Annotated in this window: 16 protein-coding genes; 7 read left to right on the top strand and 9 right to left on the bottom strand. The window is 68.0% G+C overall.

The window, feature by feature from the left end; all coding sequences use genetic code 11:
• Window positions 1-68: 68 nt before the first annotated feature.
• The 3 genes from ACSQ24_RS04040 to ACSQ24_RS04030 are packed head-to-tail and all read right to left on the bottom strand — an operon-like array spanning window position 69 to window position 2,736.
• Window positions 69-923: a metal ABC transporter permease gene (locus tag ACSQ24_RS04040; protein ID WP_436093439.1), complete on the bottom strand. Its 855-nt coding sequence runs from the start codon at window positions 921-923 to the stop codon at window positions 69-71.
• Entirely contained in the window at window positions 920-1,828 is a 909-nt protein-coding gene (locus ACSQ24_RS04035) for a manganese/iron ABC transporter ATP-binding protein (protein ID WP_436093438.1), read from the bottom strand. The genes ACSQ24_RS04040 and ACSQ24_RS04035 overlap by 4 nt, the downstream gene beginning before the upstream one ends.
• A complete protein-coding gene (locus tag ACSQ24_RS04030) occupies window positions 1,825-2,736 on the bottom strand; it encodes a metal ABC transporter substrate-binding protein (RefSeq protein WP_436093437.1) in 912 nt (303 codons plus the stop codon). The genes ACSQ24_RS04035 and ACSQ24_RS04030 overlap by 4 nt, the downstream gene beginning before the upstream one ends.
• Before the next feature lie 129 nt (window positions 2,737-2,865).
• Here ACSQ24_RS04030 and ACSQ24_RS04025 point away from each other — a divergent pair, with 129 nt between their 5' ends.
• A complete protein-coding gene (locus tag ACSQ24_RS04025; RefSeq protein ID WP_436093436.1) occupies window positions 2,866-3,324 on the top strand; it encodes a Fur family transcriptional regulator in 459 nt (152 codons plus the stop codon).
• A 121-nt stretch (window positions 3,325-3,445) separates the two neighbouring features.
• Here ACSQ24_RS04025 and acs read toward each other — a convergent pair whose 3' ends face one another.
• The 5 genes from acs to tsaD all read right to left on the bottom strand — a co-directional run bounded on the left by acs (window position 3,446) and on the right by tsaD (window position 8,373).
• Window positions 3,446-5,398: an acetate--CoA ligase gene (gene acs / locus ACSQ24_RS04020; RefSeq protein ID WP_436093435.1), complete on the bottom strand. Its 1,953-nt coding sequence runs from the start codon at window positions 5,396-5,398 to the stop codon at window positions 3,446-3,448.
• Window positions 5,399-5,581: 183 nt separating this feature from the next.
• Window positions 5,582-5,992 (bottom strand): EVE domain-containing protein, encoded by a 411-nt coding sequence (locus tag ACSQ24_RS04015; protein WP_436093434.1) that lies wholly within the window; start codon window positions 5,990-5,992, stop codon window positions 5,582-5,584.
• A complete protein-coding gene (locus ACSQ24_RS04010; RefSeq protein ID WP_436093433.1) occupies window positions 5,992-6,321 on the bottom strand; it encodes a hypothetical protein in 330 nt (109 codons plus the stop codon). The genes ACSQ24_RS04015 and ACSQ24_RS04010 overlap by 1 nt, the downstream gene beginning before the upstream one ends.
• A 13-nt stretch (window positions 6,322-6,334) precedes the next feature.
• Window positions 6,335-7,330 (bottom strand): NAD(P)H-dependent glycerol-3-phosphate dehydrogenase, encoded by a 996-nt coding sequence (locus ACSQ24_RS04005; RefSeq protein WP_436097819.1) that lies wholly within the window; start codon window positions 7,328-7,330, stop codon window positions 6,335-6,337.
• Complete coding sequence (gene tsaD / locus ACSQ24_RS04000) at window positions 7,330-8,373, bottom strand: tRNA (adenosine(37)-N6)-threonylcarbamoyltransferase complex transferase subunit TsaD (RefSeq protein ID WP_436097818.1); 1,044 nt, start codon at window positions 8,371-8,373, stop codon at window positions 7,330-7,332. The genes ACSQ24_RS04005 and tsaD overlap by 1 nt, the downstream gene beginning before the upstream one ends.
• 169 nt (window positions 8,374-8,542) lie before the next feature.
• Between tsaD and hemC the strand changes: the two genes are divergently transcribed.
• The 5 genes from hemC (at window position 8,543) to rpoH (ending at window position 15,491) form a co-directional block, all read left to right on the top strand.
• On the top strand, window positions 8,543-9,502 hold the full coding sequence (gene hemC / locus ACSQ24_RS03995) for a hydroxymethylbilane synthase (protein WP_436093432.1): 960 nt from the start codon (window positions 8,543-8,545) through the stop codon (window positions 9,500-9,502).
• Window positions 9,503-9,526: 24 nt separating this feature from the next.
• Window positions 9,527-11,491, top strand: a complete 1,965-nt coding sequence (locus tag ACSQ24_RS03990; protein WP_436093431.1) for a uroporphyrinogen-III synthase — start codon at window positions 9,527-9,529, stop codon at window positions 11,489-11,491.
• 15 nt (window positions 11,492-11,506) lie between these two features.
• Complete coding sequence (locus ACSQ24_RS03985) at window positions 11,507-13,174, top strand: heme biosynthesis protein HemY (protein ID WP_436093430.1); 1,668 nt, start codon at window positions 11,507-11,509, stop codon at window positions 13,172-13,174.
• Window positions 13,175-13,346: 172 nt separating this feature from the next.
• Entirely contained in the window at window positions 13,347-14,384 is a 1,038-nt protein-coding gene (locus tag ACSQ24_RS03980) for an RluA family pseudouridine synthase (RefSeq protein ID WP_436093429.1), read from the top strand.
• A gap of 210 nt (window positions 14,385-14,594) precedes the next feature.
• The gene (gene rpoH, locus ACSQ24_RS03975; RefSeq protein ID WP_110491463.1) at window positions 14,595-15,491 is read left to right on the top strand and encodes an RNA polymerase sigma factor RpoH; all 897 of its coding nucleotides are present in this window, start codon (window positions 14,595-14,597) and stop codon (window positions 15,489-15,491) included.
• Here the strand turns inward: rpoH and ACSQ24_RS03970 are convergent, their stop codons facing one another.
• Window positions 15,492-16,550: a DUF2125 domain-containing protein gene (locus ACSQ24_RS03970; RefSeq protein ID WP_436093428.1), complete on the bottom strand. Its 1,059-nt coding sequence runs from the start codon at window positions 16,548-16,550 to the stop codon at window positions 15,492-15,494.
• 136 nt (window positions 16,551-16,686) lie between these two features.
• Between ACSQ24_RS03970 and ACSQ24_RS03965 the strand changes: the two genes are divergently transcribed.
• Window positions 16,687-17,244 carry a gamma-glutamylcyclotransferase gene (locus tag ACSQ24_RS03965; protein ID WP_436093427.1) on the top strand — a complete coding sequence of 186 codons (558 nt, stop codon included), beginning with the start codon at window positions 16,687-16,689 and terminating at the stop codon, window positions 17,242-17,244.
• Window positions 17,245-17,259: the final 15 nt, after the last annotated feature.

The raw sequence follows: 17,259 nt of genomic DNA, 5'->3' as shown, positions 1-17,259 counted from the left end.
CCGGCCCCCCATCCCTAACCCTTCCCCACCGCCAGCGGGGGGAAGGGGACAATCCGTGCGAGACAAGCTCATGCCGCGCCTCCAACGCTGGCGGCGCGTCGCGCGCCGAGGCGGCCATGCTTGGGCGCGAACAGGAAGGCGATGAGGAACAGCGCCGTCTGGAAGACGACGATCAGCCCGCCGGTCGAGCCGTCGAGAAAATAGCTCGCATAGGCGCCGACCGCCGAGGTCACGACGCCCATCGTCACCGCGATCACGATCAGCCGGCCGAAACGGTCGGTCAGCAGATAGGCGGTCGCGCCCGGCGTCACCACCATGGCGATCACGAGGCAGGCGCCGACCGTCTGCAGTGCCGCAACGGTACAGGCCGAGAGCAGCACGAAGAACAGGATCTTCAGCCGTGTCGGCGACAGGCCGACGGCGCGTGCCTGGTTCTCGTCGAAGAAGACCAGCATCAAATCCTTCCAGCGCAGCAGCAGGATGGCGAGCGAGATAAAAGCGATGGTCGCGACCTGGATCACGTCCTCGTCGGAGATGCCGAGGATGTTGCCGAGCACGATCGACTGGACGTTGACCGAGGTCGGATTGATCGAGACGATGATCAGGCCGACGGCGAAGAACGTCGTGAAGACGATGCCGATGACGGCATCCTCGCGCAATTGCGTGCGCACCCGGACCAGCGCCATGGCGAGCGCCGCCAGCAGGCCGGAGAAAAAGGCGCCGGCGGCATAGGGCACCTTCAGGAGATAGGCGAGCGCGACGCCGGGCACGATCGCATGCGCAAGCGCGTCGCCCATCAGCGACCAGCCCTTCAGCATGAGGTAGCAGGACAGGAAGGCGCAGACGCCGCCGACCAAGGCCGAGACCCAGATCGCCTTGACCATGTACTGGTAGCCGAACGGCTCGAGCAGGAGTTCGATCACGGCTGCCCGTCCTTCCTGCCGGCGGCAGGCTTCTCATGATCGCGATCGCCGTAGAAGACGAGCGGGCGCTCGTCGTCGGTGATCACGGTGACGCGGCGGTCGTCGGCATCGGCGTGCAGGCTCGCGCCTTCCAGGCGGAAATGCCGGAGCGCGCCACCGAAGGCCCGCTGCAGATTGTCCTGGGTGAAGGTCGTCTCGGTCGGCCCGGCCGCGAGCACGGTCTTGTTGACGATCACGACCTGGTCGCAGAAATCCGGGATCGAGCCGAGATTATGGGTCGAGACCAGCATCAGCCTCCCTTCCGCCCGCAGTTCGCGCATCAGCCCGACGATCTGGTCCTCGGTCTTGACGTCGACGCCGGTGAAGGGCTCGTCGAGCAGGATCACCTGCCCGCCCTGCGCCAAGGCGCGGGCCAGGAAGACGCGCTTGCGCTGGCCGCCGGAGAGCTCGCCGATCTGGCGGCGGCGGAACTCCAGCATGTTGACGCGTTCGAGGGCGTGCTCGGCCGCCTCGCGATCGGCTTTCCGGGGCAGGCGCATGAAGCCCATATGGCCGTAGCGCCCCATCATCACGACGTCGTCGACCAGCACCGGGAAGGTCCAGTCGACCTCCTCGGCCTGCGGCACATAGGCGACGAGGCCGCGCTTCAGCGCCGCGCGAACCTCCATGCCGGCGATGCTGACCAGCCCCTGCGCCGGCTTGAGGAATCCCATCAGCGTCTTGAAGATCGTCGACTTGCCGGAGCCGTTGACGCCGACCAGCGCGCAGATCGTACCGGGGCCGAGCGCGAAGGACGCGTCATTCACCGCGGTCACGCCATTGGCGTAGCGGACGGTGACGCCGCTGACCACGATCGACGGCGTCGGCTCCTGCCCCGCGCGGATCTCGGCGGCCTGCCGGTTCACTGGCCGAACCCCTTCGCGATCGTGTCGACGGTGACCTCCAGCAGCTTGAGATAGGTCGGCACCGCGCCGCGCGCATCCGAGAGCGAGTCGACATAGAGCACGCCGCCATATTTGGCGCCGGTCTCGCGGGCGACCTGTTTGGCGGCCTTGTCCGAGATCGTGCTCTCGCTGAACACCGCCGGGATCTTGTTCTTGCGGACGAGGTCGATCAGCCGGCGCACCTGCTGCGGCGTGCCCTGCTCATCGGCATTGATCGGCCAGAGGTAAGCTTCGCGCCAGCCATAATCGCGGGTGAGATAGCTGAAGGCGCCCTCGCTGGAGACGAGCCAGCGCTTGTCGGCCGGGACCTTGTCGAGCCGGGCGCGCAGAGGACCGTCCATCGCCTTGATCTGCGTGGCATAGTCGGCGGCATTCTTCGCATAGGTCGCAGCATTGGCCGGGTCGGCCTCGGCGAACGCCTTGCGGATGTTCTCGACATAGATCAGCGCGCTCGCCGTCGACATCCAGGCGTGCGGGTTGGGCTTGCCCTCATAGGGCCCCTCCTTGATGCCCATCGGCGCGATGCCGTCGGTCACCACCGCACTCTTCACGTTCTTCACATTGTCGAAGAACCTCTCGAACCAGCGCTCCAGGTTCATGCCGTTCCACAAGACGAGATCGGCCGACTGCGCCTTCACCACGTCGAGCGGCGTCGGCTGGTAGTCGTGGATCTCGGCGCCAGGCTTGGTGATCGATTCGACGATCGCCACCGAGCCGGCGACGTTCTGGGCGATATCCTGGATCACCGTGAAGGTGGTGACGACGCGCAAGGGCTTGCCCGGCGTCACCTGCGCGAAGGCAGAGCCGGCAAGGCCGAAGGCCAGTGTCGTGGCGGCGGCAAGGGCAAGGAAATAGCGGCGCGGCGACATGGTCTCTCCAATAGCGAAACGGGGAATACCTCACGCTATTGCAAACCACTTGCATCTGTCAACGCAGTTGCAAACGAATTGCGACAAGGCATTTTTGCAAATGCCTCTCAGGGTTGCTACCTCTCGCGCATGAAGGGAATCGACCAGCGCGTGGCGGCATTCGAGCTCCAGCTCCGCAAGGCGGGGCTGCGCATGACGCAGCAGCGTCGGCTGATCCTGCGGGTCCTGGCCGAAGCCAACGACCATCCCGATGCCAAGGGCATCTTCACGCGCGCCTTCGTGCACGACCCGACGCTGTCGCTCTCGACCGTCTACCGCACGATGAAGCTGCTGGAGACGCAAGGCGCGATCGAACGCCACGCCTTCGAGGACGGCGTCTCGCGCTACGAGCACGCCGACCAGCAGCACCATGATCATCTGATCGACGTCGAGACCGGCCAGGTCGTCGAGTTCTCCTCGCCCGAGATCGAGGAGCTGCAGGCCAAGATCGCGGCCAAGCTCGGCTACGAGATCGTCCGGCACCGGCTGGAGCTGTATGGACGCAAGGTCAAGCCACAGCGGCGCAAGCCCGGCAAGAAGGACGCCTGACCGCGCTTTCCGTCATGGTCGCCCTTGTGGCGACCATCCACGTCTTCCTCGGTGAGAAGCGGTGTTCAAGACGTCATGCTCGGGACAAGCCCGAGCATGACGTCGAAGCAGCCTTTCAGCCTCACCCCGCCTTGCGCTTGTTCTGGCGGTTGGCGATCAGGTCGTCGACGACGGCCGGGTCGGCCAGCGTCGAGGTGTCGCCGAGCGCGCCGTACTCGTCCTCGGCGATCTTGCGCAGGATGCGGCGCATGATCTTGCCGGAGCGGGTCTTGGGCAGGCCGGGCGCGAACTGGATCAGGTCGGGCGAGGCGATCGGACCGATCTCGTTGCGGACATAGGAGACCAGCTCCTTCTTCAGCTCGGCCGAGGGCTTCTCGCCCGCCATCAGCGTGACATAGGCGTAGATGCCCTGGCCCTTGATGTCGTGCGGATAGCCGACGACCGCAGCCTCCGAGACCTGGGGATGCGCGACCAGCGCCGATTCGACCTCGGCCGTGCCCATCCGGTGACCGGAGACGTTGATCACGTCGTCAACGCGGCCGGTGATCCAGTAATAGCCGTCGGCGTCGCGCCGGCAGCCGTCGCCGGTGAAATACTTGTTCGGATAGGTCGCGAAATAGGTCTCCTCGAAGCGCTTATGGTCGCCATAGACCGTGCGCATCTGGCCGGGCCAGCTCTCGGCGATGACGAGATTGCCCTCGGCCGCGCCCTCCAGCACCTTGCCCTCAGCATCGACCAGCTCGGGCTTGATGCCGAAGAAGGGTCGCGTCGCCGAGCCGGGCTTCAGCTTGGTCGCGCCCGGCAGCGGCGAGATCAGGATGCCGCCGGTCTCGGTCTGCCACCAGGTGTCGACGATCGGGCAGCGGCGCTCGCCGACGACGCGGTGATACCACTCCCAGGCTTCCGGATTGATCGGCTCGCCGACCGAACCAAGCAGGCGCAGCGACTTGCGCCTGGTCTTCTTCACCGGCTCCTCGCCGGCGCCCATCAGCGAGCGGATCGCGGTCGGAGCGGTGTAGAAGATGTTGACCTTGTGCTTGTCGATGACCTCCCAGAAGCGCGAAATCGACGGATAGGTCGGGATGCCCTCGAACATCAGCGTCGTCGCGCCGTTGGCGAGCGGCCCGTATAGGATGTAGCTGTGGCCGGTGACCCAGCCGACGTCGGCGGTGCACCAGTAGATGTCGCCATCATGGTAGTCGAAGACGTATTGATGCGTCATCGCGGTGTAGACGAGGTAGCCGCCGGTGGTGTGCAGGACGCCCTTCGGCTTGCCGGTCGAACCCGAGGTGTAGAGCAGGAACAGCGGATCCTCGGCCTTGACCTCGACCGGCGGGCAATGGCCAGAGACCTTGGCGGCCTCGTCATGGTACCAGACGTCGCGGCCGTCCTTCATGGTGACGTTGCCGCCGGTGCGCTTCACCACGATCACCGTCGCGATGCCGCCCTTCACCTTGTCGTCGGCGGCGTCGACGTTCTTCTTGAGCGGCACTGCGCGGCCGCCGCGCAGGCCCTCATCGGCGGTGATCACGATTTTTGAATCGGAGTCCTCGATGCGGCTTGCGAGCGAATCCGGCGAGAAGCCGCCGAACACCACCGAATGCATCGCGCCGATGCGGGCGCAGGCCAGCATCGCATAGGCCGCTTCGGGGATCATCGGCAGGTAGATCGTGACCCGGTCGCCCTTCTTGACGCCCTTGGCCTTCAGCACGTTCGCGAACTTGCAGACCTCGGTATAGAGCTGGCCATAGCTGATCTTCTTCGACTCGCTGGGATCGTCACCTTCCCAGATGATCGCCGTCTGCTTGGCGCGAGTCGCCAAGTGCCGGTCGATGCAGTTGTAGGCGACGTTGGTGGTGCCATCCTCGAACCATTTGATCGAGACCTTGCCCGGCTTGTAGCTGACGTTGCGGACCTTGCTGTAGGGCTTGAACCAGTCGATCCGCTTGCCCTGCTCGGCCCAGAACTTGTCCGGGTCCTTGATCGAGGCCGCATACATCTTCTTGTACTTGGCGTCGTTCAACCATGCCTTCTTGGCCCAGGAAGCCGGCACATCGTAGATCATCTCGGTCATTTCAGGCGTCTCCCCAGACTTGGGCCGTCGTCGGGGCCGATCAGCGACGGCTGGCGCACAGCGTCAGCCCGACATCCCATCGGCTTCTTGAATTTCGCCGCATCATAGGGCGCGAACCTCAGCCGGCAAGCCGCAGCGGGCTCGCACTTTGGTTGCTGCGACTTTCGGCGAGGATGGAAAAGTTCAGAGCCCACCCATCTTGCAGACCAGCGCCCATTCCTCGTCGGTCACCGGCTGGACCGAGAGGCGGAAGGAGGTCACGAGCGCCATCTTGGCGAGCTTCGGCTCGGCCTTGACCGCGGCGAGCGAGACCGGCTTCGGCAAGGGCTTCACCGCCTTGAAGTCGACCAGCACCCAGGGCGGGCCGGCTTCGGTCCAGGGATAGTGCTCCTTGATGACCTCGACGATGCCGACGACCTCGAGCCCCTCATTGGAGTGATAGAAGAAGACCTGGTCGCCGGTCTTCATCGCCATCAGGTTGAGCTTGGCGGTGTGGTTCTTCACCCCGTCCCAGTGCGTGCCCTTGGCGCCGGCCTTGACCTGGTCGTCCCAGGAAAAGACCGAAGGTTCCGATTTGATCAGCCAGTGCGCCATCAGCCCTCATCCTCTTCCTTCAAAGGCACCGGCGGCCGCGACGCCGCCTCGCCGTTCTCGTTCCAGAACCTGACCATCTCGCGCGTCAGCGCGGCATAATCCTGTGGCGAGAGCTCGATCCGGGTCTCGCCCTCGCCGAAGGGCAGGATCAGCACGAAACGGTGCGTGTCCTCGGCGCGGCGACGGCGCAATTCGATCACCCGCCCGGCGATGCGCCCGGCGAGCGGCACCGGCTGACTCTCGGCCACCAGCTCGGCCCCAGTCGTCTTGCGCACCTCGGCGATGCCGCGCGCGACGCGCTTCGTCAGATCGGACCAGTCATTCGCCATGCAGCCTCTCCGCTCAATTCTCCGCCCGCACCGGCCGCGCCAGCAAGTCGGCGACCGCCTCGCGCACGCCGGCCGTGCCGGCAATGACGCTCGCAACCGCTTCCGCGATCGGCATGTCGATCTCCTGCGCTCGCGCCATCTGCACCAAGATGGAGGCGGTGAAGGCGCCCTCCGCAAGCTTGCCGCCGGCGGCTTCGGTCGGTGATCTGCCCTGCCCCAGCGCCTGGCCATAGGCGAAGTTGCGCGACTGCGCCGTGGCGCAGGAGAGCACGACGTCGCCCAGCCCCGAAAGCCCCATCAGCGTCTCGGCTTGGGCGCCATGGGCTTCGCCGAAGCGGCGCAGTTCCGAAAAGCCGCGCGCCACCAGCGCAGCACGGGCGCTCTCACCGAGACCGAGGCCGATCGCAATGCCAGCGGCGATGGCCAGCACGTTCTTGGCCGCCCCGCCGATCTCGACGCCGCGCGGATCGTTGCTGTGATAGATGCGCAGCGCGGATGAATTCAGCGCCTCGGCCAACCCCTTCGCCAGCGCGGCGTCGGCGCAGGCGAGCGTCAGCGCCGTCGGCAGGCCCCGCGCGATGTCGGCGGCGAAGCTCGGCCCGGACAGTACCGCAGGAACCGCCTGCGGCATTGCCTCGGCGATGATCTGCGTGGTGAAGCGCCCGCTGCCCTGCTCGATGCCCTTGGCGGCCGAGATCACTGGCAGCCCCTCGGGTAACGCCGGAGCGAGCAGCGTCGAGGCCGCACGCAGCGCCTGCGTCGGCACGGCCAGGATCAGCGCTTCAGCCCTTCCCAGCGCCGCGATATCCGAAATCGGCTCGATCGCTTCGGGCAGCCTTGCGCCCGGCAGCCGTGGCGCCTCGCGCCTGTCGCGCAGGCTCGCCACGGTCTCCGCGTCGCGGGCCCAGAGCAGGACGCGCCGCCCAGCTCGCGCCGCGGCGAGCGCCAGTGCCGAGCCGAAGGCACCGGCGCCGGCGACGCCGATCGTCTCGTAGCGAGCCTTGCCGATCACGCCTTGGCCCGCAATTCGTCGAGCGGCCAGCGCGGGCGCGCCAGCGCGCTCATATCGTCGACGAGGCCGAGCCGCAGGCGCTCCAGCCCGGCCCAGGCGATCATCGCGCCATTGTCGCCGCAAAGCGCCATCGGCGGCGCGACCATCGGCAGTCCGGCCTCGGTCGCGAGCCGCACCAGACCGTTGCGGATCTGCTGGTTGGCAGCGACGCCACCGGCCACGACTAATGAAGAGGGCTTGATTCCGGCCTCGCGGCAGGCGCGCAGGCCAGCCCGCGTCCGATCGACCAGCACATCGACGACCGCGGCCTGGAAGGAAGCGCAGAGATCAGCAACGTCGCGGTCCGACAAGGGCGCGATCCGCTCGGCGACCAGCCGCACCGCGGTCTTCAGGCCCGACAGCGAGAAATCGGGATTGGGCCGCCCGCTCATCGGCCGCGGGAATTCGAAGCGCTCGGGATCACCGCTCCGCGCCTCGCGCTCGACCGAGGGACCTCCGGGATAGGGCAGGCCGAGCATCTTGGCGATCTTGTCGAAGGCTTCGCCGACCGCATCGTCGATCGTGGTGCCGAGCCGGAGGTAATCGCCGACGCCGCGGACGGCGAGCAATTGCGTATGCCCGCCCGAGACCAGCAGCAACAGATAGGGAAAAGCGATGTCGTCGGTCAGCCGCGCCGTCAACGCATGGCCTTCGAGATGATTGATCGCGATGAAGGGCTTAGCCGTCACCAGTGCGATCGCCTTGGCCGTAGTAAGGCCGACCATGACGCCGCCGATCAGGCCCGGACCCGCCGCGGCGGCGACGCCGTCGATCTCGGACGGCTTCATGCCGGCGGTCTCGAAGGCGCGCATCACGATCCGGTCGATCGCCTCGACATGGGCGCGCGCCGCGATCTCGGGCACGACGCCGCCATAGGCGGCATGCGCCGCGATCTGGCTGAGGATCTCGTTCGACAGGATCTTCGCTTCGCCGGAGCGTTCGACTGAAACGATCGCGGCGGCCGTCTCGTCGCAAGTCGTCTCTATGCCCAGAACTCGCATGCTCATCGTAACGTTGGGCGGGCATCGGCCCGGATGCCGGAGCGCCGCCAGGGTGCGCGGTTTCGCGCGGGGATTTCCTCCGTATAGTGCTGCATGAAGGCGAAGGCCAATGGCCAGCGCCGGCAGAAGACGTAGAACTTGCGGCGCGAAAGCGGAGACCTCGCAGCGAATGACCGATATGCCGACCCCGCCACGCGAAAGCCGGCTCGCTGGCCGCTTCATCCTCGGCACGCGTGGCAGCCCTCTCGCTCTGGCGCAGGCGCACGAGCTCGCCCGCCGGCTCGGCGCCGCCCATGGCTGGGACAGCGCTGAGCTGCCGCTCGACGTGATCCGCACCACCGGCGACGCGATCCAGAACCGGGCACTCTCGGAGGCCGGCGGCAAGGGGCTCTTCACCAAGGAGATCGACGCCGCACAGCTCGCCGGCACCATCGATTTTGCCGTCCATTCCGCCAAGGATCTGCCGACCGCCCTGCCCGATGGCCTCGTCATCGCCGGCTACCTGCCGCGCGAGGACGTCCGCGACGCGCTGATCGCGCGTGGCATCGCGCGCCTCGCCGATCTGCCGCAGGGCGCCGTCGTCGGCTCGGCTTCGCTCCGGCGCCAGGCGATCCTCAAGCGGGCCCGGCCCGATCTCGAAATCACGCTGCTGCGCGGCAATGTTGGACGGCGGTTGGAAAAGGTCGCGAGCGGCGAGATTGACGCCACCCTCCTTGCTCTCGCCGGGCTGCGCCGCCTCGGCCTCGCCGACAAGGCGAGCGGTATCCTCTCGCTCGAGGAATGTCTGCCGGCGGTCGGCCAGGGCGCCATCGCCGTGGTGATTCGTGCCGGCGACACTGCGGCCGCCGCTGCACTTGCGCCCATCACCTGCCGCGACACCGGTCATGCCCTCGCCGCCGAGCGCGCCTTCTTGACCGAGCTCGACGGCTCCTGCCGCACGCCGATCGCCGGTCACGCCATCGTCCATGGCGAGCGCCTGCATCTGCGGGGTCTGCTGCTTTCACCCGACGGCACGGCGAGCGCCGAGGGCGAACGCCTTGGTTCCGTCACGGAGGCCACGCAACTGGGAGCCGATCTCGGACGCGAATTGCGCGCCCGCGCCCCGGCAGGCATCTACGACCCGGCCTGAGCGAAGCCTATACGAGGAGACGATATGCGCGTTCTGGTGTTCAGACCTCAGCAGGATGCCGAGCGCAGCGCGCAAACCTTGCGCGAGCGCGGCAAGGATCCGGTGGTTGCGCCGCTGTTCCAGATCGTGCCGAGCAACGAGAAACCACCGAAAGGGCCGTTCGAGGCGCTGGTGCTGACCAGCGCCAATGCCGTGCCGGCAGTGGAAATCCTGCCGAAGACCTGGCGCGGCACGCTGCCAGCCTTCTGCGTCGGCACGCGCACGGCAGAGGCCGTGGGCAAGCTCGGCTTCACCGCGCACAGCGCGCAGGGCGGACGCGCCGAATTGCTGACGCTGATCCTCCAACAGTTGCCGCAAGGCCAGAAGCTGCTCTTCGTCGCCGGTCGCGACCGCCATGAGGACCTGCCGCAGCAATTGCGCGATGCCGGCTACGAAGTGACGGTCTGGACGGCCTATGAGGCCAAGGCGGTCGACGTCCTCCCCGCCCCGGCCGCCGAGGCCCTGCGCGACGGTTCTGCCGATGCCGCCCTGCACTATTCGCCGCGCAGCGCCCAGATCTTCCTCGACCTCGCCGGCAAGGCCGGGCTGGCCGAGCAGGCGCAGGCGCTGCCCCAGCTCGCACTCTCCATCGAGATCGCCGCGCCGCTGATCGCAGCTGGCTCCGATACCGTGCTCGTCGCCGAACATCCCGAGGAAGCCGCGCTCTTCGCCGCGCTCGGCCAGCTTCCCGCTCGCACTTTGCTGACCGGCGATGCTAAGGAGCCGGAAGCGGCAAACGACAAAGTGGACGAAGGCGGCATGACGGCAGAGCCGAGCAGCGACCAGGGCCCGGCAAGCAAGCGCCGCAACCGCTCCGGCAGGATGCCGCCGACCATCGAAATTGCGGCCACCAAAACCGTCGAGACGCCACCCGCCGAGGCTACCGCTTCGGCAACAAGCACGGCCGAGGCCGAGCGCGCCGAGACGCAAGCCGAAGCGGTGCTGCCGACCGAAGCGCTCGCCCAGGAATTCACGCCACCGCCGGTACCTGAGCATCAGCGGCGCTACAGCCTGCCGACTGTCGCGCTCGCCGGCCTCGCCGGCGGCGTGATCGGCGCCGGCCTGGTGCTGCTGGGTCTGCGCCTCTCCGGTCCCGATGACGGCGCGCAACTGGCCGAGCTCGCCAAGCGCGTCGAGACCTTGCAGGCGCAGAGCGCCGCCTTGCCCAACCGCGCTGCGCTCGATGCCGTCGACCGCAAGGCCGCGGCAGCGGCCGAGAGCGCCGCCAAGGCGAGCAGCGAGGCGCAGGCTAATGCCGCCCGGCTCGCCGAACTGGCCAAGGCCGCCCCTGTCGCGGGCGCTGCTATCCCCGCCGGGCTGAACGAGAAGCTCGACCGCGCCGACAGCACGGCCGCCGCCGCCCGCGACGCAGCCGCGACGCTGGGCCAGCGCCTCGCTGGCGTCGAGGCGGCCGCCAGGAGCGCTGCCCAGCCAAGTAAACAGGCCGTGGCCGCCGCGCGCGTGGTCCTCGCCGAGCGCATCCGCGACGCGATCGGCTCGGGCCGGCCCTTCCAACCCGATCTGGCCGCCCTCGGCGACATTCCGGCCGAGCAGCGCGCGGCATTGAGCGCCGTCGCCAGCACTGGCGCCACCACACGCGACCAGTTGCTGACGCAGTTCAAGAGCCATCACGCCCTCTTCGTGCGCGAGACTTCGCCGACCGCGAACAGCTGGGAAGACAAGCTGCTCGGGCTGGCGAGCCGCATCGTCACCATCCGCCCGGTCGGCGAATCCGGCTCCAACGACCCTGCGACCCTGCCGATCCGGCTGGAAGCGGCGCTCGCCCAGAACGAGGTCGTGAAGGCGGCTGAACTCTGGACACAATTGCCCGAGCCGGCACGGCGCGGCAGCGAAGCTTTCGGCCTGGCGTTGAGGCTGCGGGCGATCGCGGAATCGACGATCAACCGCATTGCGCAGGATGCGGTCGCGGCGCTGGGTACGGCAGGCTGAGAAGGATAGGTCCCGATGGTTCGCGTACTGGTCTATCTCTTCATCATCGCGCTCGTCGCCGTCGGCGCCGTCTGGCTCGCCGACCGGCCGGGCGAGGTCTCGATCCTCTGGCAGGGCTACCGGATCGAGACCAGCGTCGCGATCGCCGCGATCGGCGTCGTCGTGCTCGCCTTCCTCACTTTGGTCGCCTGGGCGATCATGCGCTTCGTCTTCGGCCTGCCCTCCGCCTTCGGCTTCGCCTCGCGGGCACGGCGCCGGGCCCGCGGCTTCGAGGCGATCTCGCGCGGCATGGTCGCGATCGGCGCGGGCGACCCCATCGCCGCCGGACGCCATGCCGTCGATGCCCGCAAATTCGCAGCCAGCGAGCCGCTGACATTGCTGCTCGAAGCGCAGTCGGCCCAGCTTTCCGGCGATCGCGGCCAGGCCGAGGCCGCCTTCAAGGCGATGCTCGACAAACCGGAAACCCGCGTGCTCGGTCTGCGCGGCCTCTTCGTCGAGGCGCGCAGGCGCGGTGACATGACCGCCGCCCGCGCCTTTGCCGACGATGCGGTGCGCCGCTCGCCCTCGCTCGCCTGGGCCAATGACGCCCTGCTCGACTTCCATACTGCCGCAGGCGACTGGCAGGCGGCCCGCACCGCGGTCGAGCGCCGGGCCGCGCTGCGCCTCGCCGACAAGGGTGAAGCCAAGCGCCAGCGCGCCGTCCTGCTCGCAGCCGAGGCGCTCGACGCCAAGGACCGCGAGCCCGAAAAGGCGCTTGCCGCCGCGCTGGAAGCGGTCAAGCTCGCGCCGGGCCTCACTCCGGCTGCGGCTCTCGCGGGCCGGATGCTGTCCGAGCGCGGCGACATCAAGAAAGCCGCGCGACTGCTCGAAGCGGCCTGGAAGCAGGTCTCGCATCCCGATGTCGCCAGCGCCTATCTCGACGTCCGCCCCGGCGACAGCGCCCGCGATCGCCTCGCGCGGGCGGAGACGCTGACCAAATTGCGCCCGGCCGATCCCGAGGGCGTGCTGGCGCTCGCCGGCGCCGCCATCCACGCCCAGGACTTCGCCCGCGCCCGTTCCACGCTGAAGCCGCTGCTCGCCGGCGGCGCCTCGGTCCGCGCCTGCCTGCTGATGGCCGAGCTGGAAGAGGCCGAGCACGGCGCCACCGGCCGCGTACGCGAATGGTTGGGACGCGCTACCCGCGCTCCGCGCGACGCCGCCTGGGTCGCCGATGGCCTCGTCTCCGATCAGTGGCTGCCGGTCTCGCCGATCTCCGGCCGGCTCGATGCCTTCGTCTGGACCGTGCCGCCGGCGACGCTCGGCAGCCAGGGCGCCCATCTCAACGATGACGTGCTGGCCGATCTCGACGAGCCCTCGACGCCATTGCTGGAAGGCAGGGCCGAGATCGCAGAGGCAGTGACGGTGCCGGCCGCGGCCGGACTTGCTCCACCCGCGACGATCGAGCAGCCGAAGGCCGAGGCGAAGCCGGAGCCCAAGGCTGAGACCAAAGCGGAACCGCCTGTCGCGCCAGCCCCTGCCCCGGCCGAGCCTGTCGTCGAGATCGCGCCGGTGACGACGAAGCCGGCGCCGCAGGCGCCCAAGCCCGCTCCCGTCGTCTTCCCGGTCCCGCACGCCCCCGACGATCCCGGTCCGGAACAGCAGGCGCCGGGCGAGACCAAGGGTCGTTTTCGAATCTTCAGCTGATAAGCACGTCATTCTCGGCCGAAGCGCAGCGGAGAGCCGAGAATCTTGTGACAAGAGGGCGCTAACTGGAGCCTTCTTCGGCCTTAGATGCTCGGGTCAGGCCCGAGCATGACGTGCGAGTCGCGATGTATCTTCGCGTGCGGTTTTCCGTCCGCCCGCCTATAGACGGCGCATGACCACCTCCGAGACCACCACCTCACAGCTCCTTGCAACCGAACTCGTCATCGAGCCCGAGCAAGCTGGCCTGCGCCTCGACAAGGCGCTCACTCTGCTCGGCGGCGAGGTCTCGCGCGCCCGCCTGCAGCAGGTGATCAAGGAGGGCGGCGTCAGCGTCGATGGCGCCGTGGTCGTCGATGGCAGCCGCAAGGTCGCCGTCGGCCAGCGCCTCTCCCTCGTCATGCCCGAGGCCAAGCCCGCCGCGCCGGTCGGCCAGGACATCCCACTCACCGTCGTCTTCGAGGACGAGCACCTGATCGTGATCGACAAGCCAGCCGGGCTCGTCGTCCATCCCGCCGGAGGTCATGAAGACGGCACGCTGGTCAACGCGCTGATCGCCCATTGCGGCGAGAGCCTCTCCGGCATCGGCGGCGTGCGCCGGCCGGGCATCGTCCACCGGCTCGACAAGGATACCAGCGGCCTGCTCGTCGTCGCCAAGAACGACAAGGCCCATCGCGGCCTCGCCAAGCAATTCGCCGACCATGGCCGCACCGGGCCGCTGGAACGGGCCTATCTCGCTCTGGTCTGGGGCTCGCCCCGCCGGCAGACCGGTACGATCGATGCCCCGATCGAGCGCTCCAACCGCAATCGCGAAAAGATGATGGTGGTCGGCGAAGGCCGCGGCCGCGAGGCGATCACCCATATCGAGCTGATCGAACGCTATCCGCCTCTGCTGCGTGGCCATGAGGAGGTCGAGGCGCTGGCGAGCCTGGTCGAGTGCCAGCTCGAGACCGGCCGCACTCATCAGATCCGCGTCCATATGAGCCATATCGGCCACCCGCTGCTCGGCGACCAGCTCTACGGCTCCGGCTTCATGACCAAGGCGAGCCGTTTGCCGGAAAAAGCCCAGGCCGCGCTCGCCGATCTCGGCCGTCAGGCGCTGCACGCACGCCTGCTCGGTTTCGAGCATCCGGTCACCCGCGAGGAATTGCGCTTCGAGTCGGAACCCCCGGCCGACTTTGCACGTTTGCAAGCCGAGCTCTCTATCCTGTGACGGATTTTTGCTGCGCTGCCCACTTTCCGCCACCCTCGCATCGTCTATACTGCGCTGCGAAAGCGGATGGCTAAAGGGGCGCCGCTTAGGGTGCTTATCGCGGGCGACAGGGCGAAGGTCGTCGCCAAGCAAGGCACCGGATGATCCTGCCCGATGGAACATCGGGTGGTTGGCTCGCCGCAGAGCGGGAGCCGGGAAAGGAGTACGAGCATGGCGATTGCGTCGTTGCCCGTCATGTCCGCGGAGGGCGGACTTTCACGTTACCTGGACGAGATCCGTCGGTTCCCGATGCTGGAACCGAACGAGGAATTCATGCTGGCCAAGAGCTGGCGCGAGCATGGCGACCGCGACGCGGCCCATAGGCTCGTGACCTCGCATCTGCGCCTCGTCGCCAAGATCGCCATGGGCTATCGCGGCTATGGGCTGCCGATGGGCGAAGTCGTGTCGGAAGGCAATGTCGGCCTGATGCAGGCGGTCAAGCGCTTCGAGCCCGACAAGGGCTTCAGGCTCGCGACCTATGCGATGTGGTGGATCAAGGCCTCGATCCAGGAGTACATCCTGCGCTCCTGGTCGCTGGTGAAGATGGGCACCACCGCCAACCAGAAGAAGCTGTTCTTCAACCTGCGCAAGGCGAAGAGCAAGATTTCGGCGCTCGGCGAGGGCGATCTCAAGCCGGATCAGGTCAAGAGCATCGCGACCAAGCTCGGCGTCAACGAGCAGGACGTGATCGACATGAACCGCCGCCTTGGCGGCGACGCCTCGCTGAACACGCCGCTGCGCGAGGACGGCGAAGGCGAGTGGCAGGACTGGCTGGTCGACGACAGCGAAAGCCAGGAGCGCCGCCTCGCTGACTCCGAGGAGAGCGACAACCGCCATCTGGCGCTGCGCGAGGCGCTTGGCGTGCTGAACGACCGCGAACGCCGCATCTTCGAGGCGCGCCGCCTCGCCGAGGACCCGATCACCCTGGAGGAGCTCTCCGAGGAGTTCGGCGTCTCGCGTGAGCGTGTCCGCCAGATCGAGGTCCGCGCCTTCGAGAAGGTGCAGGACGCGGTCAAGAAGGCGCTGGTGAAGATCGAGGCGCCGCGGGCCGCCCTGCCCGCAGCCTGATCAGTAAAGCGGCTGCAGGGGCTGCAAGGGCAGCCTGAGCGGCCCGAGGAAGACCCTGCCTTCGCGCAGGACCAGCGGCGGCAGCGGCGAGAGCCCTGCCGCCGCATTGCTTTGGCCGCTATCGCTGCTGCGGCTGCCGAACAAGGCGCCGAGGCCTGCGGTCAGGCCGCCGACCTTGATGCCGGCGATGCGGTCGACGCCGGCGACCGCCGCCGAAACCCTGCCTGCCGGCCGGTGCACCTCGTCGAGACCGACCAGGCCGGTCGCCTCCAGCCGCGTCGGGCCCTTGATCAGGACGAGCTTGGTCACCTCCAGCCCGCCGCCAGAGGTGCGCCAGACTTCGAGCGCATCGGGGTTGAAACCGCGCCTGAAGGCCGGCGCCCGCGACAGGCTGGCCTGCAGGTCGAGATCGGCGAGCTGACCGTTACCGATCAGCGCTTCCAGCGCCGGCAGCACGCCGCCCTTGGCGTTGACGGCGAGATCGACCGTCCCCTCGCTGGCGAAGCGTTGCGGGTTCGGTCGCAGATGCGCTTCGGCAGCACTTGCCCGCCAGGTCTCCGCAGCCTCCTGTCCGGGTTCGGTAACGGTCAGCACCGGCTCGCCCAGCACCAGCGAGAAGCGCTCGAAAGCGAGCCCGCTGAGATGCAGGCTGGCCGCAAGCCCCTTCCAGTCGAGCGCCGCTTTGCGGCCCTGCGGCAGGTTGGCCAGCATCGGCCCGGTCACCTGCAGGATGATGTGTCCGGGGGTCCAGACCTGCGCGACTGCGACCGCCTGGCCGGCATCGATCTTGACCTCGTCGCCCCAGCGCGAGGAGGTCAGCGTCAAGCTGGCGCAGCGCACCTCGATGCGGAAGGGATAGCCACCGACGTTGCGATCCCGGCAGGTCCAGTTGCGTCCGGCGCGGGCCTCGCGGGCGATGCCGGCATCGAGTTCCTGGTCGACCTTGCTGCGCGCGAAGCCCCAGATGCCCGACCAGCCGGCGGCGAGCAGCGCCAGCAGCACGAAGGGCGCGTAAAGCCAGAAGCGGCCATGCCGGCGCACGGGCGTGATATCGGACATGCGCGCAGGCTCCATTGCGAAAATCTCGGCAGATTGATAGCGACCGGGGCCGCAACGCGCCAGCGCGGGCGGAGGTCGCCAGCGGATCGCGAAAGCCCTCTCTGGCGAGGCAAGCAGGCTAAATTGTGAGGGACGAATGACGGCGCTGCTTCCGCCGGAAGATCTCTGGGTATTCGGCTACGGCTCGCTGATCTGGCGCCCGGGCTTCCCCTTCGCCGAGCGCGCCGGCGCGCGCCTGCATGGCTATCATCGCGCGCTCTGCATCTATTCGCATGTCCATCGCGGCACGCCGGACGTGCCGGGGCTGGTGCTCGGTCTCGATCGGGGCGGGATCTGCCGCGGGGTCGCCTTCCGCATTCCCGCCGAACAAGCGGAAGAGACGATCGACTATCTGCGCGCCCGGGAGCAGGCGACGGCGGTCTATCTTGAGCGCAGGCTCGCTTTACGGCTCGACGACGGCCGGCGCCTCAACGCCATCACCTACATCGCCGATCGCGCACATGAGCAATATGCCGGGCGCCTGCCGGAGGCGGCGGTGCTCGCATTGGTGCGCCAGGGCAAGGGTGTCTCGGGCGAGAATCCGGACTATGTCCGGCGCACCCACGAGCATCTGCACGAGATGGGCATCCACGACCCGCTGCTCGCCCACCTCGTGGTCGAGCTCGACAAGACGAGCGGACCGGCGCCGATCTGAACGTTTACACGCCGG

This window comes from Allobosea sp. LjRoot237, assembly GCF_964253285.1.
In the GTDB taxonomy this organism is placed as follows: Bacteria; Pseudomonadota; Alphaproteobacteria; order Rhizobiales; family Beijerinckiaceae; genus Allobosea.
Note: the sequence above shows the minus strand (reverse complement) of the source record. Positions and strands in the feature narration are given on the sequence as shown.

Coding starts and splice junctions, on each gene's coding strand:
- ACSQ24_RS03990 (WP_436093431.1), top strand. CDS start 9,527: ATGCGCGTTCTGGTGTTCAGACCTCAGCAGGATGCCGAGCGCAGCGCG.
- ACSQ24_RS04010 (WP_436093433.1), bottom strand. CDS start 6,321: ATGGCGAATGACTGGTCCGATCTGACGAAGCGCGTCGCGCGCGGCATC.
- acs (WP_436093435.1), bottom strand. CDS start 5,398: ATGACCGAGATGATCTACGATGTGCCGGCTTCCTGGGCCAAGAAGGCA.
- ACSQ24_RS04025 (WP_436093436.1), top strand. CDS start 2,866: ATGAAGGGAATCGACCAGCGCGTGGCGGCATTCGAGCTCCAGCTCCGC.
- rpoH (WP_110491463.1), top strand. CDS start 14,595: ATGGCGATTGCGTCGTTGCCCGTCATGTCCGCGGAGGGCGGACTTTCA.
- tsaD (WP_436097818.1), bottom strand. CDS start 8,373: ATGCGAGTTCTGGGCATAGAGACGACTTGCGACGAGACGGCCGCCGCG.
- ACSQ24_RS03970 (WP_436093428.1), bottom strand. CDS start 16,550: ATGTCCGATATCACGCCCGTGCGCCGGCATGGCCGCTTCTGGCTTTAC.
- ACSQ24_RS03965 (WP_436093427.1), top strand. CDS start 16,687: ATGACGGCGCTGCTTCCGCCGGAAGATCTCTGGGTATTCGGCTACGGC.
- ACSQ24_RS03985 (WP_436093430.1), top strand. CDS start 11,507: ATGGTTCGCGTACTGGTCTATCTCTTCATCATCGCGCTCGTCGCCGTC.
- ACSQ24_RS04015 (WP_436093434.1), bottom strand. CDS start 5,992: ATGGCGCACTGGCTGATCAAATCGGAACCTTCGGTCTTTTCCTGGGAC.
- ACSQ24_RS03980 (WP_436093429.1), top strand. CDS start 13,347: ATGACCACCTCCGAGACCACCACCTCACAGCTCCTTGCAACCGAACTC.
- hemC (WP_436093432.1), top strand. CDS start 8,543: ATGACCGATATGCCGACCCCGCCACGCGAAAGCCGGCTCGCTGGCCGC.
- ACSQ24_RS04030 (WP_436093437.1), bottom strand. CDS start 2,736: ATGTCGCCGCGCCGCTATTTCCTTGCCCTTGCCGCCGCCACGACACTG.